A 21,515-nucleotide genomic window follows, 5' to 3' on the forward strand; every position below is an offset into this window, starting at 1 on the left:
CATGACGTTCGTGCCGCGCAGCTTGTTGATTACTTCGGTGTTCATGGGCTCGCCTCCTTTCCTAACTTCCCGCGATTTTTGAGGCCTTCCACCAACTCAAGAACGAATTTCCGTGCATCCTCCAGGGTGTTGGTTCCACCGCGGCGCACGCAAGAATTGAATGCTAGTTGCGCAAGTTCTTCCAATTTTTCACCCCGCTTTCCGGCCGGCCATTGCGGCGCAAATCGGATGCTCATCGGGGTTACGGAGGCTGCACCCATGCGGCGATGCAGTTCAGCCTTCACCGCGGCATGGATCTTCTGCATTGCTTGGTCATCGGTCGAATTGTTCTTTTCGTGAAGGCGCCTGGCGATTTCGGCGAGTGTCTGTCCACCTTTGAGCGCGCGCTCTACCAGCAACTCGGCAATGCGGTTCCGGCGTTGGCTCGCGGGGTCAACTGCGGCGGGTAGCTTCCTGGGGCGTGCAACGCGCTTCCTGAGCGAGCGCACGATGCGGGCTGCCGGGAACTCGATAACGGCGGCCATCACTGCACCCCCTCGATGTTGGCGCGCGGCGGCAGCGCTTTAATCGCCTCCTTCGCCCGCTGCAGCCCTTCGTCGTCCTGCAGGAAAGTGGCAGCGAAGGTCGTCGCCTCATCCTTGGGCATGACCTTGCGCACTTTGCCGAGAAGGGCATTCACCAGAAAGCGCGCGCGGCGGCGGCCGATCGGCTTGCCGGCATTTTCTGCATTCTTCATTTCGTGGGCTATCAGGAAGTCCATCGACTCGCGATTCTTGATGCGCCGCTGCTTCGCTTGCTCCTTCTCGGCCTTCTTTTGCTTGGCGGCTAACTTTCGCCGGTACGCTGCGCTTTTACGTTCCTCGCGAGCAGCATTGCGCGCCAACGTTGCGGCAGGCCATGCCAGCGGCAGCATGGCGTCACTATCGTCGGTCGCGGATGCGTACCAATGCACACCCCTCCGCAGGTGATACAACGCGTTATCGAACATGTTCATGGCGAACTGCGACCACAGGTCTTCGCCATGCGGCTTCCAACCAAGTTCAGCCGCGCGTCGCAGCAAAAGATGCGCCTTGACGTTCTCCACCACCACCGCGCCGGCCTCGTCGTGGTAGCAGAGCCGGAACGTTTCGCGCTGATGTTTCGCCAGCAACTCGATTGCATCGAGCGGGTAGGCGATCAGTTCGCGCGGCGTTGCGCCGGCTGCGATGAGTTTGTCAATCGGATCGGCGCTCATCCTTCCGCTCCTGCTGCTTTGCGCAGCGCTTCGGCCATTCCCAGCAAGAAGTGGAGAAACTCGGCCGTGTCGTAGGGGATCGAAACGTGGAGGGCATCGTCGGACGCCCCAGCGGCGGTCATGCTGTCCCACAGGATGTCCCGCACGTGTTCGTTGATTTGGCTGGCCCTAAACAGGGCGGTGCCGGTGTTGATGCCAGCATTGACCTGGAACAGATGCCCCTCGTCCACCGGGACGTGGTAGAACGGGGAAGCGACGGTGATGTCCTTGGCCAACTTCTGAGGTACGCTATTGCTCGCCATGTGTATCTCCTGAGTCTTCGTCGATGATGGGTTGCTTGGTAGACGGCTCGAGCGCGCTAACGCTCGGGCCGTCATTGTTTTACGCTTTGAACTTTGCTGCTTCTACCCAGTTTTCGGGGCGAAACGCACACTTCCGGCTGTTGTCCACTCAGCGGCTGTTGGGTAGGAATTTCCCTACTCATAAATCCGGTTTCCTTGGTTCGTGCTCATAGGTAAAAATGCAAAAGTGGGGGGAGCCGTCCTCGTCAGCGAGCGCAGGCGAAGGAAGGGATGGCGTTGTGCGCCGCTGCGATTTCCCAGGCCCGCATAGGCACCACGATCACGGCAACCGAGGCCAGCACCAGCCAGGCGGTGCGCATGCGGCGGGTCATGCTGCGATCTTCTCGGCCAGCATCTGCAGCAGCTGGGGGAACTTCTCGGTGTAGAAATGCGGCTGCGTCTCGCGCGGGTTGGCCGGTGCGGTGATGTTCTTGCCGTACTGCGCACCGGCCGCGGTAATCGTCCAGAACTGCTTGGTTCCGCGGCTGCTGCTGGGCCGGCTGCGGCGCTCTACGAGGCCGCGGGTTTCCAGCAGTGCGTAGGTACGTTGCACCCCCACGGGGGCGTTGTGCTGCTTGAGCAGCGTTTGCAGCGCCGCCGTGGGCTCGCTGCCACCCGAGTCATTGCCGTCGATCGCATAGGCCGGCAGCAGGTCGGTGTGGCCCGTCTTCTCGCCGAGCTTCTGATACATCCCCAGCGTGGACGACGGCGCCAGGTTGAGCGTGCGCGACATTGACTCGATCAGCATGCAGCCGTCGCCGACGTAGCCGGTAAGTTGCCGCAGGCCGGCGCCGTAGCCGTAGTCGCCGGTCTTGCGGATGGTCGGCAGCACTTCTTCAAAAACCCACCGTTCAAACCGCTCCGCTTCGGGAAGCTGGCTGTTGGCGACGAGCCGATACAGATCCGGTTCGCTGATGATGCGAACCTCCTGCATGCCGCCGGCCGTCTGCAGGGGGTAGCGTTTCGCGACCCCCTTGCAATGCTTGGCCAGGGCGTCGGCGGCGTTGACATACCCCAGCGCTTCGGCAATGTCCTTGCCGACGAACCACGGGGCGCCGTCGATTTGCACGGCGCGGATGCTGATGCTTTGGAACTGGAACGGGATAACGTTCATTACGGAGTGGTTTCCTTGAGGCCAAGGGCCTGTTTCAGCATGTGGTTAATGGTCCAGTTGAGGCTGCGTTCTAACTCAGCGGCCTTGGCCTGTGCGCTCTTCCGCACTGCGGGGTCCATGCGGAGGCCGAACGGGTTGGTGTCACTTGTCTTGGTCTTTCGATCCTTCATGTCGCCTCAAAGCGGTTGATGACTACATGGTGTTATTAGTTACATCATGTAGCCATGGTGTCAAGCGTTTTTTAGCTTCATCATGTAACTATGGCTAAGAAGACTGAAACAAGGCCGTCTACGGCCACTATCAATCCCTTCGGGCTGCGCATGCAGCCTGAGTTGCGCGAGCAGTTGGAAGCGGCCGCGAGCGAATCGGGGCGCTCCTTGAACGCAGAGATCACCGCTCGGCTGGAGGCGAGCTTTGCCAGCAATGACGCAGAAGATTTCCACCGCGATTTTCTGAACTCGGTAGTCTTCGATACCTTTGAGGAAGAGGAAGATCGCGATCTCAGGAAGATCGACCGTGACAGCGTGGACGGCATGCTTGAGTGGCTTGAGCGAGTCGATGCCTGGACAGAAAAGCGCAAGCGCCTTGAGGCAATGGCTGATCAAGCGCTCCGCATTCACGAAGCAAGGAAGGCAGCGAAAGCTGAACCCACCCCGCCTACCCGCAAGCAGAAGCGCTGATCCGCGCCCCACCTACCGCGCATAGCATGCCGGCTGAGCCGTCGCATCACCTGCGACCCAAGTTCGTAGGATGCCCCTCCTACTCCGATAGGAAGCGCCATGCACATCGCCATCCCTGTGCACCGTCGCAGCCCAGACGCACAGTTTCTGGCTGAGGAGCTTCGCCAGTACGGGATTGCTGTGGTGTCCACTACGCGGACCGCGGCATCGCGCCTGGCTGGGGAGCTTCAGACAGCGCTTGGGATAGATCCTGAGCGCGAGAGCGACGAGGGCTACCTGATACACCTCTCTTGCGCTGTAGAACCCATGATGGAGTATGGGTGGATGGACTATTACGTCTACGGCCAGGCTTTCGACGGCGACATTAGAGACGCCAAGCGACTGGTAGGAGGCGCGGTGCGACAATGGGGCACGGTGGGGAAGCCTGCTCGTCACCTGGCGGTGCTGCGCGGCCAGGCTACTTGACCCGTTCCGAACGCTGATCTATTATCAGCAGTGTCATCAGAAGTCCGTCAGCGGCCCGCTCTCAAGCGGGCCGTTTGCGTTGTGGGGAGCGGCAGGCAGCTGATTTATGATGGAGCTTCTTAACAGGAGGTGCGATATGTCGCTCACCACAGCGCAGAAAGAGGCGGCTATTGAGGCCGCCAGCCGCATAGTCGTAGCACTGATCGAAAATTCTCAGGGATTCAAGCAGTCGGGGAACGCTGCGACCGATTCGTCCGCTGCTGTCGATGCATTTAAGAAAGTGTTCGAGCAGATTAAGGCGAGCGCTTCCTAGTAGGTTACGTTCACTTCCGGCTGATGTTGATCAGTAGTCCCCCGGCGAAACCCCGGGGGTGCCTTCTCGCGTCCTATTCAGTAGCCCGTCGAGCCATAATCGCCTTACTACGGTTGGCTGGGGGCAGAGCATGGGTATCGGCAAGGATCTTGTACTTTCAGTTGGCGCTGAAAATCTTGAGAAGGCTTCGGAAGGGTTGCTCGAAGCAGCTTTGGACAGCGTTTTGGACGAGAGCGTGCTTCGCGACATCCCAGTTATCGGAACCATTGTTTCCGGAGCAAAAGCATTTGGGTCCGTCCGAGACTATTTCCTTTGCAGGAAGGTTCAGAAATTCTTGTCTGAGGCTTCTAAGTTGACTTGGGCCGAGCGAGCCAGTGTGGTTGCGGAACTCGCCGGATCGGAGAAGCAGAAGGAACATCTCGGCGAGATTGTCATGGACTTGCTTGACAAAGCGGACTTGGAGTTCAAGCCAATACTCATTGGTCGCCTGTTCGTCGCAGTGGGGCGTGGGCGTGTTCCAGCCGGCGACTACTTGCGCCTTTGCTCGATGATCAATGGCGCTTTTGTTGATGATCTTGTCGGCCTGTCAAAAAGCCACAGTGCTGATTCCTTGTCCGTCGATCGCAGGTTCGCAATGCAGGCAAACGGCTTTCTGATCTTTGGGATCAAAAATCCGCCGAATAGTGAAAGGTCCGGGGCATCCGTCCTGGCGCTTGCGAAAGCGCTGTACGACGAGCCTTTCGAGCTGACATGGCAGTTATCGAAGGATGCCCGCGTGATCTTGGAGCACTGTTTCGATCCCCCTGCGCCGAATCCACTCTTCGAGAGCGTGGCTGAATACTAGCCAAGCCGGGCTGCTGGGTTCCATTCTTCCTTGTCGGTTCGATCCCCGGCAGCCCGCTCCAACAACAAGCCCCGCCATTCGGTGGGGCTTTTTCATTTCCGGAGATCCCGATGAGTCTGCTTTCCCTCCCGATCGCGCCCGAATTGGCGCTGTCGCACATCATCGTGCCCTCGCTAGCCGAGCTGGGCGATGGGATGGACTCGCCGCCGGCACGCGTGCAGCTGCTGGCTACCTCGATGCAGGAATCCGGCCTCAAGTACCGCCACCAAGTCGGCGGCCCAGCGCACGGCCTGTTCCAGTTTGAGCGCGGCGGCGGCGTTCGTGGCGTCCTGACTCACTCGGCCAGCCAGCGGCGCGCGCGGGCTCTGTGCGAGCTGCACGGTGTCGCGCCGAACATATCGGCGGTGTTCGACGCACTGGAGCATGACGACGTGCTGGCGGCAGGCTTCGCGCGCCTGCTGCTGTGGACGCTGCCGGTTGCGTTGCCGGCGATCGGCGACGAGCAGGGCGCATGGGAGCAGTACATCGAGGCATGGCGTCCCGGGAAGCCGCATCGCGTCCGCTGGGCGAAGGTCTATCCGCTGGCAGTTCGAGCGGTGCAGGCCTGACATGGCACGCATCACCTTCGCGCAGCTGGGCGTGGCCGTGCCGATCATCGGCAGCGCCCTGGCCCTGGCAGACAACTGGCCGGCGGTGAAGCTGTTCCTGATCGACATGGGTACGTTCCTGTCCGCGCCGCAGGTGGAGGCAATGTGGATGAGCCTGGCGATCAGCGTGGCGATCGGGCTGCTGCTGCCGCACCTGCCTCAGCAGATCGGCATGCGCGCGTCGTGGCCGCCGGCGTTCACCAAGGCGCGGATTCGCTTCTGGTCCTGCCTGCTGGCGATCGTCATCTGCTGGGCGAAGGTGCCGACGCCGCGGGGCGCCTGGTTTGCCTTGATGACCGGCTTCGCTGCGATGGGGCTATGGACCACGGCATCGAACGTGCTCTACCGCATGTTCCCCTGCGCCAAACCGGAATCACTGCAGCCCAACGACCCGCCGGCCGCCGGGGACGGGAGCGCATGATGCCGGACCTCGACGACGCCACGCTGCTGGACGCCGAGCGCCAGTCCCTGGGGGAGGCGGTCGCGCTGCTGCAAGAGGTGTGGGGCCGCTCGCCGCGCCCGCGCCGCGACAACCGGAACGTGCTGCGCCTGGGCTACGGCCGAGCGATCGAGACGCGGGACCAGAGCGAGCGCGCGGCGACCCTGGAGCTGACCGAGGACTGCATGGAGGCGCAGGAGACGCTGCGCGGCCGGTTCTTCGAGCTGCTGGCGGTGCACCCGGAGATGCGCCCGTCGCTGCCGTACATCATCGCCATCGCCGACATCATCGGCGCCGAGGACGTGCGGGACAGCAGCGACCTGTGGGCCGCCGCGCGCCGGGGCGACTGGATGGAATTCGGCTCCGTCATCCAGGAATTCCGCTGGGAGCGCTTCAACGACGCCACCGAGCAGGACAACCGGGCCGTGTCGCGCCTGGTGATGCGCTTGGCCATGGGCGCGTCCCAGGCCGCGGCGTGAGCGGCCGCTGGGACCGCGGCCTGCCGCCGGCGGGCGATCCGCCCGGGTGGCTCATCGCTGCGCTGTGCGTGGGTCTGCTGGCGCTGCTGGCGGCTGGCATCTACATCAACGTGAGGGGCTGAGCATGTACGGAGGCGGATTGGATGAAATGGTCGCGCTGGGCCTGCTGGTAATAGCCGGTGCGGTCGGTGCGGTCCAGGTCTGGATTCTGTTCTGGTTCGTCCCGTGGCTGTGGGCATCGGTGACGCCCTGGCTGCACTACTGGGCTATCACATGAACCGGATCCTGATCGCCATCGTCGCCTTGATCGCGTGGACTGCCCTGGCGTTCTGGATGGGCCACGAGTGGCGCGACCGGAGCGCCGACGTGGACGTGGCGACGACTGAAACCGAAGCCGTCAAGGAAGCCTTGACCGCTGAGCAAGGCGCCCGCGCGGTCGAGCACCAGCAGGCAGCGGCCACCCAAGGCGTCGCCGACAAGGCCACAACCCGAAAGGACAAGATCGATGCCGACTACAACGAACGCATGGCGGCTGCTGTTGCTGGCCGTGATTCCGAGCTTGGCCGGATTCGGAAGCTGTGGGCAGGCTGTGAAACCGACCGCCTGTCCGGTGATGCAGCCATTGCCGCAGAAGCTGCAGAACAAGACCGACTACGCCAAGCAAGCGCGGCAAGAGCTGTACGAGCCTGCGAACTCGCCCAGTCCGAGCGAGACGAAGTCATCGACCGGTACAACGTCGCCGCCGGCAGCAGCCCAGAGCAAGCCGTGATTGCCGCGGATCGTGCCGAGCCGGAGCAGGCGAAGCTGAAGCGGCCGCGTCTGGGGTACGACTGATGGCTTGGATTCCAATCTACACCAGTGGCGTGGACTACCAATTTGACCCGTCTGGCACATTCTCCACGGCCACATTGGGCACTGACTCGATTATTCGCGGCGTGAACGTCGGTGGTGCTCTTGGTCATTGGGAACTCACGCTGACAGATGCGGCAGATGTGCGCGTCACCACGCTGTCCTATAGCGACAACTCGATTTCCGACCCCGCCTTCTTCACCTGGGAGCCGGGGAGCGTCGCCGTAGTAAATCAAGACCAGAGCGAGCTTCCTACCTCATTCCTGCCCAGCCCCTTCACCGTTGGGCCGGCTACGTCGCTGAGGTTCGACTTTGGCTACTACGAGCAGGCCGGATCTTTCGAGTTCCTGATCGAGGTGCAGACCGATGCGCCGGAGCCTCCGGCTCCAGTCGGCCCGGTGTACGTGGTGCCGCACCACTTGCGCGCCTACTCGGGCTACGACAGCCCACTGACCCTGTGGGTCCGTGATGAGGTGGGCCGCGCCGACCTGAGCCAGGACGTGGTGTCGGTGGTGGTCAGCACCTACCAGGGCAACCGCCAGCTGTACCGGCGCGACGCCACGGCCAGTGCCGCGGGGGAGGTGACTTGGATCCACCCGGCCAATATCGCCGGGCAGCACCGGCCGGGCGTGTACCGATTCAAGGTGGTCAGCTCCCTGCGCGGCGTCATCGGCGACGGTCTGCTGGAGGTGGTGTGATGGCAGGGCGCCCGACTGACTATATGCCGGAGCATTGCGACACGGTTATTGAGCTTGGCCGGCAGGGCAAGTCGGTGGTCCAGATGGCGTGCGCCTTAGACGTAGTGCGGCAGACCCTGCATGACTGGTGCAAAGCGCACCCGGATTTTCTGGACGCCTTTACGCGCGCTAGGCAGCTCAGCCAGGACTGGTGGGAGACGCAAGCCCAGTGCGGCCTGACGGCGGACAAGTTCAACGCCGCCCTATGGTCACGCTCCATGGCTGCGCGCTTCCCTGAGGACTACCAAGAGCGCAAGGGTGTAGAGCTGACCGGTGCAGGCGGCGGCCCGGTCAAAGTCGTGACGACTGTGGAGATTGTCGGCGTTGAGGCGCGCTCGGCCGAATGAGCAAGTTGCGGTTGGAGATCCCGGCAAAGATGCTGCCGTTCCACACCGCCAAGAAGCGCCACAAGATCGCCCGTGGCGGCCGCGGGTCGGCCAAGAGCTGGTCCATCGCGCGCCTGCTGTCAGTACGCGGCATCACCCAGCCGACCCGCTGGCTGTGCTGCCGAGAGACGCAGAAGTCCATCAAGGAATCGTCGCACCGCCTTCTGTCCGACCAGATCGCGGCGATGAACCTTGGCTACTACTACGACGTGCAGGAGAAGGTCATCAAGGGCCAGCCCGGCACGTCCGCGGCAGAGTCCGAGTTCGCCTTTGTCGGCCTGAAGGAGCACACGGCGGACAGCATCAAGTCCTATGAGGGGTTCGATGGCGCGTGGATCGAGGAGGCGCATTCGGTAAGTGGGCGGTCGGCGGAGGTTCTAACCCCGACGATCCGCAAGCCGGGGTCGGAGCTTTGGTGGAGCTACAACCCGGACCAAGAGGCGGACTACGTTCACCAACTGGCGGCAATGGAGGATGACGACACACTCGTCATTGACATCAACTGGCGGGACAACCCGTGGTTTCCGGTGGAGCTGGAGAAGGAGCGGCTGAAGCTGCTGCGGGTGAATCAGGATCTCTATCGGCACATATGGGAGGGCGCCTGCAGGTCGCTCGCCGGCCTGATGTTCAAGCGCGATTGGTTCCAGTTCTACGACGTGCTGCCGTCACGCCTCAACCTGTACATGGCGAGCGACTACGCGGTGACGCCCGACGACGGCGACTACACCGAGCATGGTGTGTGGGGCCTGTCCGAGCTGGGCGACCTGTACGCCGTCGATTGGTGGTACGGGCAGAAAGATCCGGCCGAGTGGATCGATGCATGGATCGACCTAGTGAGCCGTCGCCGCCCGCTGGCCGCCTTTGAGGAAAAGGGCGTGATCTTGCGCGCCGTCGATTCAGCAATCACCAAGCGCATGCGCGAGACGCAGACCTTCGTCAATCGCATCGCCCTGGCGTCGGCCGGCAGCAAGGCCGAGCGAGCCCTAGGCTTCGCGGCGCGCGCGTCTGCCGGGTCCGTGTACCTGCCGGCGGGGAAACCGTGGGCGATTCGACTGTTGAACCAGCTATGCGCCTTCAACGGCGAGGACGGGCGCCAGGACGATGGCGTGGACGTTTGCAGCTTGGTCGGCCGCGGCCTGGACGACATGGCGAACGCCGCGCCGGCCGAGAGCGAAGAGAGCAAGAGGCGCCGCGGGGTGGACTACGCCGTGGACGACGACAATGACGACGAGAACTGGAAAACCGCCTGATGTCTGAGCGCAACGACGACCTGCTGGCCAAGTGCCTGCGCCAGTTCGAGGAGGCCTACGACAATAGCCAGGAGGAGCGGGCGCTGTCCGAGCAGTGCCGCGACTACTACGACGGCAACCAGTACACGGCGGAGGAGCGCGAGACGCTGCGCAAGCGCAAGCAGCCGATCGTCACCTCGAACCGGATCAAGCCCAAGATCGATGCCCTGATCGGCTTCGAGAAGAAGAGCCGCACGGACCCCAAGGCCTTCCCGCGCACGCCGAAGCACGAGCACGAGGCGGAATCGGCCACCGACGCGCTGCGCTTCATCGCCGATCAGAACAAGTTCACCACTATTCGGTCTGACGTGGCGGAGAACCTGTTCATTGAGGGCAGTGGCGCGGCCACGGTGTCGATGAAGCAGCGGCCGGATGGCAGCTTGGACGTGGTGCTGACGCAGATCCCGTGGGACCGTTTGTACCGCGACCCGCACAGCCGCATGCGCGACTTCTCCGACGCCGGCTACCTGGGCGTCGTGCTGTGGATGGACGACGCTGACGCAAAGCTGCGGTTCAATGGCAAGGATGACGCCATCGACGCGTCCTACTTTGGCGCCGAGGCGTCCGGCGAGACCTACGACGACCGGCCGAAGGTGACGTGGTGCGACAAGGCGCGCAAGCGCATCCGGGTCATGCAGCACCGCTGGCTCGAGGATGGCGTATGGCATACCGCGATCCTGTGCCGCGGCGGCTTCCTGCGCGATCCGCAACCATCGCCATATCTGGACGAGTGGGGGCAGCCCGAATGCGACGTGATTGCTGTCTCGGCGTTCGTGACGCGCGAGAACGTGCGCTACGGCACCGTGCCGCAGATGCTGTCGCCCCAGGACGAGATCAACAAGCGCCGCAGCAAGGCACTGCATCGCCTCAGCATGCGCCAGGTGATCGCGGAGGATGGCGCGGTAGAGAACGTCAGTGCCGCGCGGCGTGAGCTGGCGCGGCCTGATGGCTACGTCAAGGTGCGGCCGAACGCCAGGTTTGAGGTTGTGGACTCCACACAGTCAATGATGGGCGAGTTGCAGCTGCTGCAAGAGGCAAAGGCGGAGATCGACGCCAGCGGCGTGAACCCTGCGATTGAGGGCGACGTAAAGGCGCCGTCGGGGCGCGCCGTGGAGGCGCTGCAGCAGTCCGGCCTGCAGGAGTTGGCCATCCCGTTCGACGCGCTGCGCGAGTGGTCGCTGCGCGTCTACCGGGCTTGCTGGAACCGCGTCCGACAGTATTGGACGGAAGAGAAGTGGGTTCGCGTCACCGACGACGAGAACAACCTGCGCTGGGTCGGCATCAACAAGCCGGTCACAGTGCAGGACGAACTCAAGCGGATGGCAGAGGGCGGAGAGCAGCCCAGCCCACAGCTGCTGCAGCTGGCGCAGGTCGATCCGGCCCGCGTCATTCGCGTCGAGAACGCGGTGGCCGAACTGGACGTGGACATCATCGTGGACGAAGGCCCGGACTCGGTGACGATCCAGTCCGAGCAGTTCCAGGCGCTGGTCGAACTGAAGAAGGCCGACCCGAACGCGATCCCGACCGACATGATCATCGAAGCCTCTAGCCTGCGGAACAAAGACCGCATCCTGGAGAAGATGAAAGAAGGCGGCGTGCCTCCGCAGGTCCAGCAGCAGATGCAGCAGATGCAGGAGCAGCTACAGGCGATGCAGCAGAAGCTGCAACAGGCCGACCAACAATTGGCCGACCGCAGCCTGGACGCGCAGAAGCTGCAAACCGAGCAGTTCAAGGCCGAGACCGACCGGTTCGAGGCCATCACCGACCGCGCCCAGCAGGCCATGCAAATGGCACCAGCGGGCGTGGTCCTGCAGTAGTGGTCGCGCCCACAAAAGCGCGTTACGCGACGACGGCGCAAGGTCGATAACGGAGAAAACCAGCGATGAGCAATGAACGTGACTTCCTTGACGAAATCACGCAGCCGACGGCTGCCCCGGAATCAGCGACGACCGATGCACCGGCCGCCGCAACCGGGGAACCGGCAGCTGCGACAACGGGCGAGCCTGCAGCGCAGGCGCAAACAGCTGAGGCGCCGCCGGCCGCAGCGACGGACAAGGACGAGCGCGTCCCGCTCGCCGCACTGAAGGCGGAGCGTGAGAAGCGGCAGAACGAGCAGCGGCAACGCGAGAAGTTGGAGCGTCGCCTGCGGGAGGTCGAGAGCGCACGGGAACAACCGGAGTTTTTCGAGAATCCCGAGGCATACGTACAGCAGTCGATCAAGGGAGCGCAGCATGAGATCCAGCAGCGGTTCTACGCCGCGATGGACGCTGATGCGCGCGAGCAGTTCCCGGACTACGACGAGGTGCTGGAAGCGCTGAAGGAACACGCCCAGGGCAACCCGGCGATCGTGCAGCAGGTGTTCAGCGCCCCCAACCCCGCCCGCGCGGCCTACAAGCTCGGCAAGCAGTTGCGCGAGATGGCACAGATGCAAGACCCCGAGGCCTACCGCCAGAAGATCGAGGCGGAGGTGCGGGCCAAGGTCGAAGCCGAATTCACGCAGAAGCAGGCCGATCGCGCTGCCACCATCGATCGCATCCCGCCCGATCTATCTACGGCCAGGAGCGCCGCCGCAACCACGCGGCCGGGCACTGGCGGCGTTTTCGACAATCTCTTTTAAGGAACAGAAATGACTGATACGACCGCAAGCCCGGCAGTCCGGGCCAAGCAGTGGGACGATGGCTTTTTCCGCGAGTACGTCCGCGCGAACCGTTACAAGCGCTACATGGGGAGCGACGAGAACTCCATCATTCAGGTCAACAACGACCTGACCAAGAAGAAGGGCGACGCGATCACCCTCAATCTGGTGGGCGCGCTGGACGCCAGCGCCGGCCCGAACAACGGCAGCACCACGCTGGTGGGTAACGAGAAGGCTCTGCCGAACGATGGCTGGCAGGTCAAGATCGGCGTAGTGCGTGACGCGGTGGTGGTGAACATGGAGGAGGAGCAGGCCTCAGCGTTCGACATCCGCAACGCCGGCAAGGTGGCGCTCAAGGAACTGGCGATGCGCTACCTGAAGAACGCCCTGACCGCCGCCCTGGGGTCCATCAACGGCATCGCCTACGCCACCGCCACCGCGGCGCAGCGCAACGCCTGGAACGCGGCCAACTCCGACCGCGTGCTGTACGGCCGCGAGCTGGCGAACTACAACGCCACGCACTCCACCGCACTGGGCACCATCACCGCGGCCGAGACGCTGAACAAGGCAACGGTATCGCTGCTGAAGCGCATCGCGCAGCAGGCGGTCACCGTCAACGGCGAGGGCATCCGGCCCTACCGCTACGGCGAGGACGAGGAGACCTATGTACTGTTCGTCGGCACCAAGCCGTTCCGCGACCTGAAGCTGGACATGGCCGACGTGCACAAGGACGCCATGGAGCGGGGCAAGGAAAACCCGCTGTTCACCGGCACCAACTCGCTGCTGTGGGATGGCGTGGTGATCCGCGAGATTCCGGAGATCCCGGACACCGGCGCGGTGGGTGATACGGGTGCCCTGGTGTCGCCTGTCTACATGTGCGGCGCGCAAGCGCTGGGCGTGGCCTGGGCGCAGACCACGAAGACCACCGTGCGTAAGGAAGATGACTACGGCTTCAAGAACGGCGTGGGCTTCATGGAAATGCGTGGCATCGGCAAGATCCAATGGGGTCAGGACGAAGCGTCCGCGATCGACTGGAGCGTGGTGACCGGCTTCGTGGCGGCCGCGCAGGACGCCTAACAGCTATCGCAGGTGGACTTGAACGGGGGCTTCGGCCCCCGTTCCTTTTTTGGGACGATCAATGGCGACCTACAGCCGAGAGAAGTTCGTGCGCGACGTGCTGCTGGAGCTGCGCGTAGTCGATGCCGTGGAGGCACCGGAGGCGGAAGACGCCGCGACGGTTGACGAGAAGACCCAACAGAAGTTTGAAGAGCTATACGAAGACGGCCTGCTGCCGTTCGACATTGAGGGCGAGATTCCGGCCCGCTACATGATTCCGCTTGTGTACGTCGTGGCGCGCGAGTGCATGGGCTCTTACCCGGTGGGCGATCGGGCCGCAGAGCTGGCAGGCAACGGCATCGACGGCTTGGCGCGGCTGTGGAAGCTGCGCGACAAGTTCGCAGCCGGTGAGCCGGCGACGGCGGAGTATTTCTAATGCAATACCAGCCTATGGACCTGATAAACGGGTTCTACACCGATGACAGTCGGCCGTGGTCGGTGCAAGACACGGTGAATTGGCTGCCAGAGGCCGCAGAAGCCCCAGGAACGCGCACGCCGTGGAAGCTGGCACCAGCGCCAGGGCTGCGGCCGTTCTTGGACCTGGGCAACGGCCCAATCCGCGGCCTGGTGAACGTGGAGGGCGCGCTATTCGGCGTCTCGGGAAATCGCCTCTACGAGGTGACGAAGAAGTCCACGGTGACCGCTCGCGGCGTCATTCCCGGCGTGCAGCGCGTTGGCATGGCCTACAACCAAATCACCGGTGGGAATCAGCTTCTCGTCACCAACGGGCAAAGCGGGTACGTGTGGGACAGCGTGGCCGGCAATCTGCAGCGGATCAGCGACGAGGCCTACCCGGGCGCGTTCTCGCCGGCCTACATGAGCAGCTTCCTCCTGCAGGTGGAGCCGTTCGGGCGCTTCTGGTTCCACTCCGAATTGGCGAACGCAAAGGCGTATAGCACGCTCGATCGCTACGAGAGCGAGGGCTCGCCGGACAAGATCGCCAGGCTAGTGACAAGTCAAAACGAAGTCGTGGTGCTGAATCAAACGACGATTGAGTTTTTCTACAACAGCGGTCAAAGCACCAAGACATTCAAGAACAAGGGCGCGCGGATCGATCGCGGCTGCGTAAGCGCCGAGTCGGTTTGCAAGCTGGACAACAGCGTCATGTGGCTGGGCAATGACGGCATCGTCTACCGTCTGGATCAGTACAGCGCGGTTCCAATCTCCACCGGCGCCTTGCAGTCCGCTATTCGCGACAACAACTGGAGCCAGGCGTTTGCGTTCACCTGGGAAAGCGCCAAGCACAAGGTCTATTACCTCACGTTCCCGGACGGGCGCACCTGGGGCTATGACGTAGTGACGAAGCTATGGCATCGCCGGCAGTCGTTCGGCCTGGATCGGTGGCGGCTCAATCACCTGGTGTACTGGAACGGGCAGTGGATCGGCGGCGACTTTCAGAGCGGGCAGCTGTGGGTGGTTGACCCGGACTACATGATGGAAGGCAACCAGCCGCTTGTCGCCGAACACACCACCGGGATGCTGCACAACAACCAAGGCCGGTTGAACGTCGCATACTTGGAGTTGTTGATGGCGATGGGCACGGAAGAGACAGTGCCGGCGGATGGTCCTGACCCTGGGCCAGACCCGGAGCCGATATGGCAGGCGATCAGTGAGACCAATGTCGCTTACTCCTTTATCCCCGACCCGAACGCCAACAACTCGCAGATGACCGGCCCAGTGATCGGCGAAAACCGATTCGGGAACATCCCCGGTGGTGGGACGGGCTGGGTACTGGAAATCACCGGCGGCGGCGTGCTTGGCCTTCGCATCGGGTCCATGTTCTTCACCGCGGGTGACGGCGCCACGACGAACATTGAATTGCTCTCTGCTGGCGGGACCGAGGTAGTCGCCAACACCTCGCCAACGCCAACCGCGGCATTCACGCCCAACCCGATCGAGCGCAGCCTATCGCTGGGCGTCACCGGTATTCGCATCTCCCTCAAGGGGCTGCAATCGCTCGTCTCGCACACGTCGGCATGGTCGATTGAGGTACTGACGGACGGATACACACCATGAGCGACCGCAAGGTGGAAATCTGCTACTCGAAAGACGGCGGTTACAACTGGTCGAACTGGCGTGAGTACTCGGTGGGCGAGCGAGGCCAGTACCAACGCCGCATCCGTATCAATCGGCTTGGTTCCGGCCGCAACTGGGTGTTCAAGATCCGCATTTCCAGTCCGGTGAAGCGCGACCTGTACGGCGCCGTGGCCGTCATTGAGCCTACGGGAGGCTAATGCACATCATTGACGGATTCTTGCCGGACGCACATGCAGTGCGCGCCGCGGGCCTCGCTGCGGCCTATATCGACTGGCCTGGGCATGACGGCCAGGTCTACAAGCGTGTGGCGCTGGTGGACGTGCCAGGGCTGCGAGAGGGCATCGAGCGGGCTGTGGGACCGGTGCACATGCTCGGCATGGGCTACCGCCTCAACTACGGCGGCGAGCTTCCGAACGCTGCCATCCATTCGGATATCGGCTGGGGCACGCATGCCGCCGTGCTGTACCTGAGCGAGGGCGAGGGCGGCACCGCGTTCTGGCGGCACAAGGCCACTGGCGCCGAGCGGATCGAGCAGGGCGACTTTGAGCTGTTCGAGCAGGTCCGCCACGACTGGGACGACGCCGACCGCTGGGAGCAAACCGAGTTGGCCGAGATGCGCATGGGGCGCTGCGTCATCTACGAATCTGCGCTTTTCCACAGCCGATGGCCGTTCGCGGCGTTCGGCACCGATCCCCAATCAGGGCGACTCGTCGGGGTCGCCTTTTTCACACCCGAGGCCGCCGAATGATCCGAGCAGCAACCGAAACTGACGTGCCGGCTATCGTCGCGATGTCGCGCAAGTTCTACGCGACCACCGACTTTCCCGGCTTCGCAGACATGGACAACGACACCGTGGCCGAACTGGTCCGCACCCTCATGCACAGCGTAATGCTGGTGGCCGAGGAAGGTGGCGAACTGGTGGGCATGGTCGGCGCCATCGTCGCCCCCTTCATGTTCAACCAGAACCGCCGCGCCGCGTATGAGGTGGTGTGGTGGGTGGAGCCGGGCGTGCAGCGTAGCGGGCTCGGCCGGTCGCTGCTGCGCGCGGCGGACGAAGCAGCCGCGGCGCTCGGTGCAAGCGGTATGGAAATGCTCACGCTGGACACCAGCCCGCCGCAGGCCGCCGCGTTGCTTGCCAGCGAAGGCTACCGCCCCGCGCAGACCAGCCACTTCAAGCGTTTGAATCCCCATAAGGAGGCCGTCTAATGGGCGTCGCAACAGGTGCACTCATCGCCGCCGGTGTAAGCGCCGCTGCCGGTGCCTACGGTGCGAATCAGGCGAAGAAGGGTGCGCAGGGCGCCGCCAACGCCACGATCCGAGCCCAGGATGCGGCGTACTACCGCAATCAGCAGAACATGCAGCCGTGGCTCACGGCGGGCACGAACGCGCTGGCGCAGATTCAACAGTTGGACGCCGGCAACACCGCTAGTTTCACCGAGGCGCCGGACTACGCATGGACCCGAGACGAAGGGATCAAGGCTCTGGACCGCTCCGCCGCTGCTGACGGCAGCTTGTACTCCGGCGGGCAGGACGCCGATATCGTGCGCTACGCCTCCGGCCTGGCAAGCCAGAACTACCAGACGTACCGCAACAACCTCGTGCAGCTGGCCGGTATGGGGCAGTCGGCGGGCGGGGCGCTGGCCGGCGTGAACACCGGTTATGCGAACGCGGTAGGCAATGCGAATTCCAACCTCGCACAATCCAACGCCAACACCAACAGCCAGCTTGTCGCCGGCCTGGCCGGCCTCGCGAACAACTACGCCAATTCGCGCACTAGCGCCTATGGCGGCGTGAACGGGTACAGCGCCTATCCGAACCTGCTAACGCAGCAGGTCAACTCGGGCCAGGGTAGCAACGTCAATTTCGGCAACAACGTAAGCGGCTTCTCGGGGGGCTGGTAATGGCGAATCAACTGGAACAGTTCGGTCCGCTGGACGCAATCAACTACGTCCAGCAGCAGGGCGAAATCGGCCGGGCGCGTGGGCAGCAAAATCGACTCGCAGAGCTTGCGAGCCAGTCCTACACCGCACCGGCCGAGCAGCAGAACCAGCTACTCGGCCAGATGGCGGCGATTAGCCCACAGGCCGCGCAGGCGACGCAGCAGCAGTTCCAAGGGCAACAGCGGTTCGGCCAGGAGCAAGAGGACCGCCGCATGCAGAAGCTGGCCGGCGCCGCTCGCTATCTGGAGCAGGCACGGCAGACCAATCCGCAGGCCGTCCAAGGCGCATGGAATGCGGTGCGCCCGATGCTGGCCCGCGAGGTTCCAGAAGGGCAGTTCCCCGAGCAGTGGGACGACGCCACGATGGCGCCAACGCTCTATGAGGTACTGGCAAAGACCGGCGGCGGAGCGCAGGGCAATGTGCAGTCGGTGCGGATCGGTGAAGACGGCTTCTATTACAACGTCTTCCGCGACGGCCGGGTGGTCAACACCGGTGTGAAGTCCAGCCCGAACATCAAGGTATTGGAGCAGGAAGGGCAGAGCCCCTTTGGCGTCGTCACCAGCGGTGGCGTGCCCGGGGCAGTGGTCCAGCTTGGCTCAGGCGGCGGTACAGCGCCGCAGCCGGGAGCCCCGGCGGCACAGCAGCAGCCGATGCCCATGCGGCCATCGACGCAAGCGGAGGACGACTCCTATGCACAGCGTCTCAATGCCTACGCGCAGCAGTTGAAGGAGGCCGGCCTCACCAATGAGCAGATCGTCCCGCTGCAAGATGCATATGCGCAACAGCTGGACGCGATGCTGATGGGTGGGCCTTCTGGAGCGGCGCCGGCCGCTGTCGGCCCTATCCGCATTCCAACGGCTGCGGAGAAGGCGGCGGCGGAGCAGCAAGCGAAGATCAACACGCAGAACGCCAACTTTGAAACCCAGCTTGAGCAGGAGCGGCGCTTGGCAGAAGTGAAGGCCAGGGCGGAAGTGGAGAAGGCAACGGCGGTTGAAGCTGCCAAGGCCGAGTCGGAGCGCAGGACGAATGAGCGAGCCAAGACCGCATCGCTCAACAACGTGGACCGCGGCTTGAAGCGGATTAACACAGCCATGAGCGCAATTGCGAAGGGCGCGATGTTCGACACCGGGCCGATCGATGGTCGTGTCATCGGTCCTACTCAAGAAGGGCAGGAGCTGGAGGCGGCTGTGGGAGCGATCCAGAACGACATGCTCGCATTGACCCGCGTTCCCGGCATCGGCTCGCAATCGGATCTTGAGGCCAGGATTGCGAACCTGAAATGGCCGTCGATCTACAACCATCCGTCCGTCAACGCGCAGAACGTCAAGCAGCTGGAGGCTTTTATGACGGATCTACGCGCACAGCTTTCGGGCGCTGCAGCAGCCCCGGGCCCGCCTCCCGCCGCTGGCGGGGGCCGGACCATCGTGCGCTCCGGCACCACACCCGATGGCCGTCGCGTCATCCAATACAGCGACGGGACCACCGACTATGGCAATTGATCCGTCCGTCCTGGCGCAGGTGAAGTGGGACGACGAACCCGCACCGGCGGCAGGCGATAAGCCGCTGGAAATCGACATCACCGGCGGCGTGAGCCAAAGCCAGTTGCAGGCACAGCAGGCCGCGGCGGCCGCGCAACAGCCGATCGACCTAAGCCAGGTGGTTTGGGACGACGAGCCGGGCGCCGCGGCTCCTGCGGCTCCTGCGGCGCCCAACCCTGCCAATCAGTCGGCATTCGCGCGCATGGTGTCCGGGCAGCCGGAGGTGCCGCAGGTGCAGGAGGGTAACGCTGTGGGGCGCTTCCTGGGCGAGTACGGCGGCCGCCAGGTGCTGCAGGGCGCCGCTGGCCTGTATGGTTCGCTAGGCGGCGATGCCCTGAACCACTACGTGCTGGACCCGATCGACCGTGCGGCCGGCTGGGGTACGCAGCTGGGAACTGGCGGCCGCACCTATCGCGAGGCCGCTGCCCAAGTCGCGGACGAGCAGGGCATGCGCAGGCCGCAGAACGCGCGCGAACGCATCATCAGTGACGTGGGCGAAGGGTTGACAGGTACGGCCCTCACCATGGGCATTGGCGCGGGCCTCAACGCGCTGACGAACATTGGCCGGGCGGCGCCAGTGACTAATCGGCTCGCCGACTTGCTCACCTCCAATCCCGCGCTGCAGACAATTAGCACGGCAACTGGCACAGCCGCGTCGTCCGCCACGCGCGAGTCTGGCGGCGGCGCTGGCCTGCAGATCGCCGCGGGATTGTTCGGCGGCCTTTCGCCAGGTGCCGCGAGCGGGGCGGCGAGCCTGGCCGCTCGTGCAGTCGTCCCCAACCGGTTGGCCCAACTGGTGCCAGAGGCTGTCGGAACCGTGCCCACGTTGGCAGCCGGGGCCACACGTCGTGCTGTGCGGGGACAGGATGCACAGGGCGTGCGCGACGCCATCGCTGCATTCGATGCTGCGGGGACCACGCCGAGTGTCGGCCAGGCGACGGGAAGCCGCACGGCGCAGGCGCTGGAGTCGTACTTGGGGAACGCTCCTGGCGGTGCAGGCCACATCGAGCGCCTGGGGCGGCAGCAGCAAGAGCAGGTGCGCGACCGGCTGGACGACCTGTCGAACGCCATCGCGCCGAACGGCGCCGATCTCACCCCGCAGCAGGTCGGTACGTCGGTGCAGCAGGGCATCGCCGGGCCGGGCGGCTTCATGCAGTCGTTTCGCAACACGTCGAAGCGGCTGTACAACACGCTGGACCAGTTCATGCCGCCCACGACGCGAGTGGCGGCGCAAAAAACCGACGCGTACCTGTCCAACATCACCGCACCCACGGCCGGTGCGATCAACACGTCGGAGGTGCTGGCCAATCCCTTCATGGATCGCCTCGCCGAGGCAGTGCAGGCCGATTTGGCAGCGAATAACGGCGCACTGCCGTACAGCGCCTTGAAGGGCATCCGCTCGATGGTCGGCGAGAAGATCGCCGGCGCCGGCCTGAACCCCGACTTTGACGTGAAGCAGCTGCGCGGGTTCTACGCGAACCTGACCGAGGACATGACCAATGCGGTGCGGGCGACCGGCAGCCCGCGCGCGATCCAACTGATGGAGAGGGCAAACAATTACTACAAGCTCGGGTCCAGTCGGATCGAGCAGATCGAGAAGATCATCGACAAGAACGGCGGCCCGGAAGCTGCCTACGTCGCGCTGTTCAATGGCGCGCAGAACGGCGCGACGCCGCTACGACGCGTGATGGGGGCGCTGCCGCCGGATACGCGCGCAGAGGTCACAGCGTCGCTCCTGCAGCGAATGGGGCGAGCCTCGAAGGGGCAGCAGGACGCCAGCGGCGACGCCTTCTCGATGCGCACATTCCTTACCAACTGGGCGAACCTCAGCCCGGAGGCGCGCAAGGAGCTGTTCAGCAGCGCGCGCTACGGCAGCGGCTTCCGAGACGACGTGGACCAGATCGCGCGGGTGGCCGACAAGATCAATGCGGGCAGCAAGGTGTTTCAGAACACGTCGGGCACCGCCAGGCAGATGGCGCTCGGCGCGACGCTTGGCGGAACCGGCACGATTGCACTCCCGCAGCTGATGCGGGGCGATATCGGGGGCGCAGCACAGACAATAGCGGGAGCCGTGCTGTACACGGCATCGAACAATCTAGGCGCGAGGCTAATGACGAACCCTCGCGCGGTGAGCTGGCTTGCGGCAAACACAAAGCGCGATGCGGGCGATCTGGTTGCACAAATTCAAGCGTTGCGCGAGGCGGGTGAACGGTCAGGAGATGAGGAGACCGTGCAGCTTGCGAATGATCTGGAAGCGCAGGTTGGTGCCTCATTTCAATAAATGATCTTTACCAGAGCAGGTCCGACGATCAAGAAAAGCCCGACCAGACATAGCAGCAGCAACGCACCTTGCCTGGCTGGATTCGGACCCTGCGCCGCCTTCATCTTCTTGTTCCATTTCCAGTTCTGGAACTCGCTCCAGTCCATGACGC

The 21,515-nt window shown here is 63.7% G+C and carries 29 protein-coding genes; 22 read left to right on the forward strand and 7 right to left on the reverse strand.

The annotated features are described in order from the left end of the window. Positions 1-41: 41 nt before the first annotated feature. The 6 genes from VDQ83_RS12170 to VDQ83_RS12195 all read right to left on the reverse strand — a co-directional run bounded on the left by VDQ83_RS12170 (position 42) and on the right by VDQ83_RS12195 (position 2,859). Positions 42-524, reverse strand: a complete 483-nt coding sequence (locus tag VDQ83_RS12170) for a hypothetical protein (RefSeq protein ID WP_455435129.1) — start codon at positions 522-524, stop codon at positions 42-44. Then, entirely contained in the window at positions 524-1,234 is a 711-nt protein-coding gene (locus VDQ83_RS12175; RefSeq protein ID WP_455435130.1) for a hypothetical protein, read from the reverse strand. The genes VDQ83_RS12170 and VDQ83_RS12175 overlap by 1 nt, the downstream gene beginning before the upstream one ends. Then, positions 1,231-1,536 carry a hypothetical protein gene (locus VDQ83_RS12180; protein ID WP_455435131.1) on the reverse strand — a complete coding sequence of 102 codons (306 nt, stop codon included), beginning with the start codon at positions 1,534-1,536 and terminating at the stop codon, positions 1,231-1,233. Before VDQ83_RS12180 ends, VDQ83_RS12175 begins: the two co-directional genes overlap by 4 nt. A 245-nt stretch (positions 1,537-1,781) precedes the next feature. After that, on the reverse strand, positions 1,782-1,907 hold the full coding sequence (locus VDQ83_RS12185; protein WP_455435132.1) for a hypothetical protein: 126 nt from the start codon (positions 1,905-1,907) through the stop codon (positions 1,782-1,784). Continuing rightward, entirely contained in the window at positions 1,904-2,689 is a 786-nt protein-coding gene (locus VDQ83_RS12190) for a BRO-N domain-containing protein (RefSeq protein WP_455435133.1), read from the reverse strand. Before VDQ83_RS12190 ends, VDQ83_RS12185 begins: the two co-directional genes overlap by 4 nt. Continuing rightward, entirely contained in the window at positions 2,689-2,859 is a 171-nt protein-coding gene (locus VDQ83_RS12195; protein ID WP_455435134.1) for a hypothetical protein, read from the reverse strand. Before VDQ83_RS12195 ends, VDQ83_RS12190 begins: the two co-directional genes overlap by 1 nt. Positions 2,860-2,949: 90 nt before the next feature. Between VDQ83_RS12195 and VDQ83_RS12200 the strand changes: the two genes are divergently transcribed. From VDQ83_RS12200 to VDQ83_RS12305, 22 genes are all read left to right on the forward strand, one after another. Beyond that, the gene (locus VDQ83_RS12200; protein WP_455435135.1) at positions 2,950-3,369 is read left to right on the forward strand and encodes an Arc family DNA-binding protein; all 420 of its coding nucleotides are present in this window, start codon (positions 2,950-2,952) and stop codon (positions 3,367-3,369) included. Positions 3,370-3,468: 99 nt separating this feature from the next. Continuing rightward, on the forward strand, positions 3,469-3,834 hold the full coding sequence (locus VDQ83_RS12205) for a hypothetical protein (RefSeq protein WP_455435136.1): 366 nt from the start codon (positions 3,469-3,471) through the stop codon (positions 3,832-3,834). A 136-nt stretch (positions 3,835-3,970) separates the two neighbouring features. Next, on the forward strand, positions 3,971-4,147 hold the full coding sequence (locus VDQ83_RS12210; RefSeq protein WP_455435137.1) for a hypothetical protein: 177 nt from the start codon (positions 3,971-3,973) through the stop codon (positions 4,145-4,147). A 130-nt stretch (positions 4,148-4,277) separates the two neighbouring features. Beyond that, positions 4,278-4,991 carry a hypothetical protein gene (locus VDQ83_RS12215; protein ID WP_455435138.1) on the forward strand — a complete coding sequence of 238 codons (714 nt, stop codon included), beginning with the start codon at positions 4,278-4,280 and terminating at the stop codon, positions 4,989-4,991. A gap of 110 nt (positions 4,992-5,101) precedes the next feature. Beyond that, positions 5,102-5,599: a hypothetical protein gene (locus tag VDQ83_RS12220; protein ID WP_455435139.1), complete on the forward strand. Its 498-nt coding sequence runs from the start codon at positions 5,102-5,104 to the stop codon at positions 5,597-5,599. A gap of 1 nt (position 5,600) precedes the next feature. After that, positions 5,601-6,059: a hypothetical protein gene (locus VDQ83_RS12225; protein WP_455435140.1), complete on the forward strand. Its 459-nt coding sequence runs from the start codon at positions 5,601-5,603 to the stop codon at positions 6,057-6,059. Next, the gene (locus tag VDQ83_RS12230) at positions 6,059-6,556 is read left to right on the forward strand and encodes a hypothetical protein (protein WP_455435141.1); all 498 of its coding nucleotides are present in this window, start codon (positions 6,059-6,061) and stop codon (positions 6,554-6,556) included. Before VDQ83_RS12225 ends, VDQ83_RS12230 begins: the two co-directional genes overlap by 1 nt. A 225-nt stretch (positions 6,557-6,781) precedes the next feature. Then, positions 6,782-7,390, forward strand: coding sequence for a hypothetical protein (locus VDQ83_RS12235; protein ID WP_455435142.1), 609 nt, complete (start codon positions 6,782-6,784; stop codon positions 7,388-7,390). After that, a complete protein-coding gene (locus VDQ83_RS12240) occupies positions 7,390-8,103 on the forward strand; it encodes a hypothetical protein (RefSeq protein ID WP_455435143.1) in 714 nt (237 codons plus the stop codon). Before VDQ83_RS12235 ends, VDQ83_RS12240 begins: the two co-directional genes overlap by 1 nt. Continuing rightward, positions 8,103-8,489 carry a hypothetical protein gene (locus VDQ83_RS12245; RefSeq protein ID WP_455435144.1) on the forward strand — a complete coding sequence of 129 codons (387 nt, stop codon included), beginning with the start codon at positions 8,103-8,105 and terminating at the stop codon, positions 8,487-8,489. Before VDQ83_RS12240 ends, VDQ83_RS12245 begins: the two co-directional genes overlap by 1 nt. Then, on the forward strand, positions 8,486-9,778 hold the full coding sequence (locus tag VDQ83_RS12250) for a PBSX family phage terminase large subunit (protein ID WP_455435145.1): 1,293 nt from the start codon (positions 8,486-8,488) through the stop codon (positions 9,776-9,778). The genes VDQ83_RS12245 and VDQ83_RS12250 overlap by 4 nt, the downstream gene beginning before the upstream one ends. Further along, positions 9,778-11,634 carry a portal protein gene (locus tag VDQ83_RS12255; RefSeq protein WP_455435146.1) on the forward strand — a complete coding sequence of 619 codons (1,857 nt, stop codon included), beginning with the start codon at positions 9,778-9,780 and terminating at the stop codon, positions 11,632-11,634. Before VDQ83_RS12250 ends, VDQ83_RS12255 begins: the two co-directional genes overlap by 1 nt. 65 nt (positions 11,635-11,699) lie before the next feature. Next, the gene (locus VDQ83_RS12260) at positions 11,700-12,434 is read left to right on the forward strand and encodes a hypothetical protein (RefSeq protein ID WP_455435147.1); all 735 of its coding nucleotides are present in this window, start codon (positions 11,700-11,702) and stop codon (positions 12,432-12,434) included. A gap of 9 nt (positions 12,435-12,443) precedes the next feature. Continuing rightward, positions 12,444-13,529, forward strand: coding sequence for a phage capsid family protein (locus tag VDQ83_RS12265; protein ID WP_455435148.1), 1,086 nt, complete (start codon positions 12,444-12,446; stop codon positions 13,527-13,529). Positions 13,530-13,590: 61 nt separating this feature from the next. Further along, positions 13,591-13,944 (forward strand): hypothetical protein, encoded by a 354-nt coding sequence (locus VDQ83_RS12270; protein WP_455435149.1) that lies wholly within the window; start codon positions 13,591-13,593, stop codon positions 13,942-13,944. Further along, entirely contained in the window at positions 13,944-15,584 is a 1,641-nt protein-coding gene (locus VDQ83_RS12275) for a hypothetical protein (protein WP_455435150.1), read from the forward strand. The genes VDQ83_RS12270 and VDQ83_RS12275 overlap by 1 nt, the downstream gene beginning before the upstream one ends. Continuing rightward, the gene (locus VDQ83_RS12280) at positions 15,581-15,802 is read left to right on the forward strand and encodes a hypothetical protein (RefSeq protein ID WP_455435151.1); all 222 of its coding nucleotides are present in this window, start codon (positions 15,581-15,583) and stop codon (positions 15,800-15,802) included. The genes VDQ83_RS12275 and VDQ83_RS12280 overlap by 4 nt, the downstream gene beginning before the upstream one ends. After that, positions 15,802-16,353 carry a DUF6445 family protein gene (locus VDQ83_RS12285; protein WP_455435152.1) on the forward strand — a complete coding sequence of 184 codons (552 nt, stop codon included), beginning with the start codon at positions 15,802-15,804 and terminating at the stop codon, positions 16,351-16,353. The genes VDQ83_RS12280 and VDQ83_RS12285 overlap by 1 nt, the downstream gene beginning before the upstream one ends. Then, positions 16,350-16,811, forward strand: coding sequence for an N-acetyltransferase family protein (locus VDQ83_RS12290; protein ID WP_455435153.1), 462 nt, complete (start codon positions 16,350-16,352; stop codon positions 16,809-16,811). Before VDQ83_RS12285 ends, VDQ83_RS12290 begins: the two co-directional genes overlap by 4 nt. After that, a complete protein-coding gene (locus VDQ83_RS12295; RefSeq protein WP_455435154.1) occupies positions 16,811-17,506 on the forward strand; it encodes a hypothetical protein in 696 nt (231 codons plus the stop codon). Before VDQ83_RS12290 ends, VDQ83_RS12295 begins: the two co-directional genes overlap by 1 nt. Beyond that, positions 17,506-19,044 (forward strand): hypothetical protein, encoded by a 1,539-nt coding sequence (locus tag VDQ83_RS12300; RefSeq protein WP_455435155.1) that lies wholly within the window; start codon positions 17,506-17,508, stop codon positions 19,042-19,044. Before VDQ83_RS12295 ends, VDQ83_RS12300 begins: the two co-directional genes overlap by 1 nt. Continuing rightward, the gene (locus VDQ83_RS12305) at positions 19,034-21,364 is read left to right on the forward strand and encodes a hypothetical protein (RefSeq protein ID WP_455435156.1); all 2,331 of its coding nucleotides are present in this window, start codon (positions 19,034-19,036) and stop codon (positions 21,362-21,364) included. Before VDQ83_RS12300 ends, VDQ83_RS12305 begins: the two co-directional genes overlap by 11 nt. On the opposite strand, the gene VDQ83_RS12310 is transcribed toward VDQ83_RS12305, so the two are convergent. After that, positions 21,358-21,510 (reverse strand): hypothetical protein, encoded by a 153-nt coding sequence (locus VDQ83_RS12310; protein ID WP_455435157.1) that lies wholly within the window; start codon positions 21,508-21,510, stop codon positions 21,358-21,360. The genes VDQ83_RS12305 and VDQ83_RS12310 overlap by 7 nt on opposite strands. Between the last annotated feature and the right edge of the window lie 5 nt (positions 21,511-21,515).

It is taken from the genome of Xanthomonas sp. WHRI 7945 (assembly GCF_035026585.1).

What these genes read in the sequence shown, in the direction of transcription:
- VDQ83_RS12220 (WP_455435139.1), top strand. Translation starts at nt 5,102, where the DNA reads ATGAGTCTGCTTTCCCTCCCGATCGCGCCCGAATTGGCGCTGTCGCAC.
- VDQ83_RS12250 (WP_455435145.1), top strand. Translation starts at nt 8,486, where the DNA reads ATGAGCAAGTTGCGGTTGGAGATCCCGGCAAAGATGCTGCCGTTCCAC.
- VDQ83_RS12300 (WP_455435155.1), top strand. Translation starts at nt 17,506, where the DNA reads ATGGCGAATCAACTGGAACAGTTCGGTCCGCTGGACGCAATCAACTAC.
- VDQ83_RS12175 (WP_455435130.1), bottom strand. Translation starts at nt 1,234, where the DNA reads ATGAGCGCCGATCCGATTGACAAACTCATCGCAGCCGGCGCAACGCCG.
- VDQ83_RS12210 (WP_455435137.1), top strand. Translation starts at nt 3,971, where the DNA reads ATGTCGCTCACCACAGCGCAGAAAGAGGCGGCTATTGAGGCCGCCAGC.
- VDQ83_RS12205 (WP_455435136.1), top strand. Translation starts at nt 3,469, where the DNA reads ATGCACATCGCCATCCCTGTGCACCGTCGCAGCCCAGACGCACAGTTT.
- VDQ83_RS12275 (WP_455435150.1), top strand. Translation starts at nt 13,944, where the DNA reads ATGCAATACCAGCCTATGGACCTGATAAACGGGTTCTACACCGATGAC.
- VDQ83_RS12255 (WP_455435146.1), top strand. Translation starts at nt 9,778, where the DNA reads ATGTCTGAGCGCAACGACGACCTGCTGGCCAAGTGCCTGCGCCAGTTC.
- VDQ83_RS12195 (WP_455435134.1), bottom strand. Translation starts at nt 2,859, where the DNA reads ATGAAGGATCGAAAGACCAAGACAAGTGACACCAACCCGTTCGGCCTC.
- VDQ83_RS12185 (WP_455435132.1), bottom strand. Translation starts at nt 1,907, where the DNA reads ATGACCCGCCGCATGCGCACCGCCTGGCTGGTGCTGGCCTCGGTTGCC.
- VDQ83_RS12285 (WP_455435152.1), top strand. Translation starts at nt 15,802, where the DNA reads ATGCACATCATTGACGGATTCTTGCCGGACGCACATGCAGTGCGCGCC.
- VDQ83_RS12240 (WP_455435143.1), top strand. Translation starts at nt 7,390, where the DNA reads ATGGCTTGGATTCCAATCTACACCAGTGGCGTGGACTACCAATTTGAC.
- VDQ83_RS12290 (WP_455435153.1), top strand. Translation starts at nt 16,350, where the DNA reads ATGATCCGAGCAGCAACCGAAACTGACGTGCCGGCTATCGTCGCGATG.
- VDQ83_RS12230 (WP_455435141.1), top strand. Translation starts at nt 6,059, where the DNA reads ATGCCGGACCTCGACGACGCCACGCTGCTGGACGCCGAGCGCCAGTCC.
- VDQ83_RS12280 (WP_455435151.1), top strand. Translation starts at nt 15,581, where the DNA reads ATGAGCGACCGCAAGGTGGAAATCTGCTACTCGAAAGACGGCGGTTAC.
- VDQ83_RS12215 (WP_455435138.1), top strand. Translation starts at nt 4,278, where the DNA reads ATGGGTATCGGCAAGGATCTTGTACTTTCAGTTGGCGCTGAAAATCTT.
- VDQ83_RS12245 (WP_455435144.1), top strand. Translation starts at nt 8,103, where the DNA reads ATGGCAGGGCGCCCGACTGACTATATGCCGGAGCATTGCGACACGGTT.
- VDQ83_RS12225 (WP_455435140.1), top strand. Translation starts at nt 5,601, where the DNA reads ATGGCACGCATCACCTTCGCGCAGCTGGGCGTGGCCGTGCCGATCATC.
- VDQ83_RS12170 (WP_455435129.1), bottom strand. Translation starts at nt 524, where the DNA reads ATGGCCGCCGTTATCGAGTTCCCGGCAGCCCGCATCGTGCGCTCGCTC.
- VDQ83_RS12265 (WP_455435148.1), top strand. Translation starts at nt 12,444, where the DNA reads ATGACTGATACGACCGCAAGCCCGGCAGTCCGGGCCAAGCAGTGGGAC.
- VDQ83_RS12305 (WP_455435156.1), top strand. Translation starts at nt 19,034, where the DNA reads ATGGCAATTGATCCGTCCGTCCTGGCGCAGGTGAAGTGGGACGACGAA.
- VDQ83_RS12310 (WP_455435157.1), bottom strand. Translation starts at nt 21,510, where the DNA reads ATGGACTGGAGCGAGTTCCAGAACTGGAAATGGAACAAGAAGATGAAG.
- VDQ83_RS12200 (WP_455435135.1), top strand. Translation starts at nt 2,950, where the DNA reads ATGGCTAAGAAGACTGAAACAAGGCCGTCTACGGCCACTATCAATCCC.
- VDQ83_RS12190 (WP_455435133.1), bottom strand. Translation starts at nt 2,689, where the DNA reads ATGAACGTTATCCCGTTCCAGTTCCAAAGCATCAGCATCCGCGCCGTG.
- VDQ83_RS12180 (WP_455435131.1), bottom strand. Translation starts at nt 1,536, where the DNA reads ATGGCGAGCAATAGCGTACCTCAGAAGTTGGCCAAGGACATCACCGTC.
- VDQ83_RS12295 (WP_455435154.1), top strand. Translation starts at nt 16,811, where the DNA reads ATGGGCGTCGCAACAGGTGCACTCATCGCCGCCGGTGTAAGCGCCGCT.
- VDQ83_RS12260 (WP_455435147.1), top strand. Translation starts at nt 11,700, where the DNA reads ATGAGCAATGAACGTGACTTCCTTGACGAAATCACGCAGCCGACGGCT.
- VDQ83_RS12270 (WP_455435149.1), top strand. Translation starts at nt 13,591, where the DNA reads ATGGCGACCTACAGCCGAGAGAAGTTCGTGCGCGACGTGCTGCTGGAG.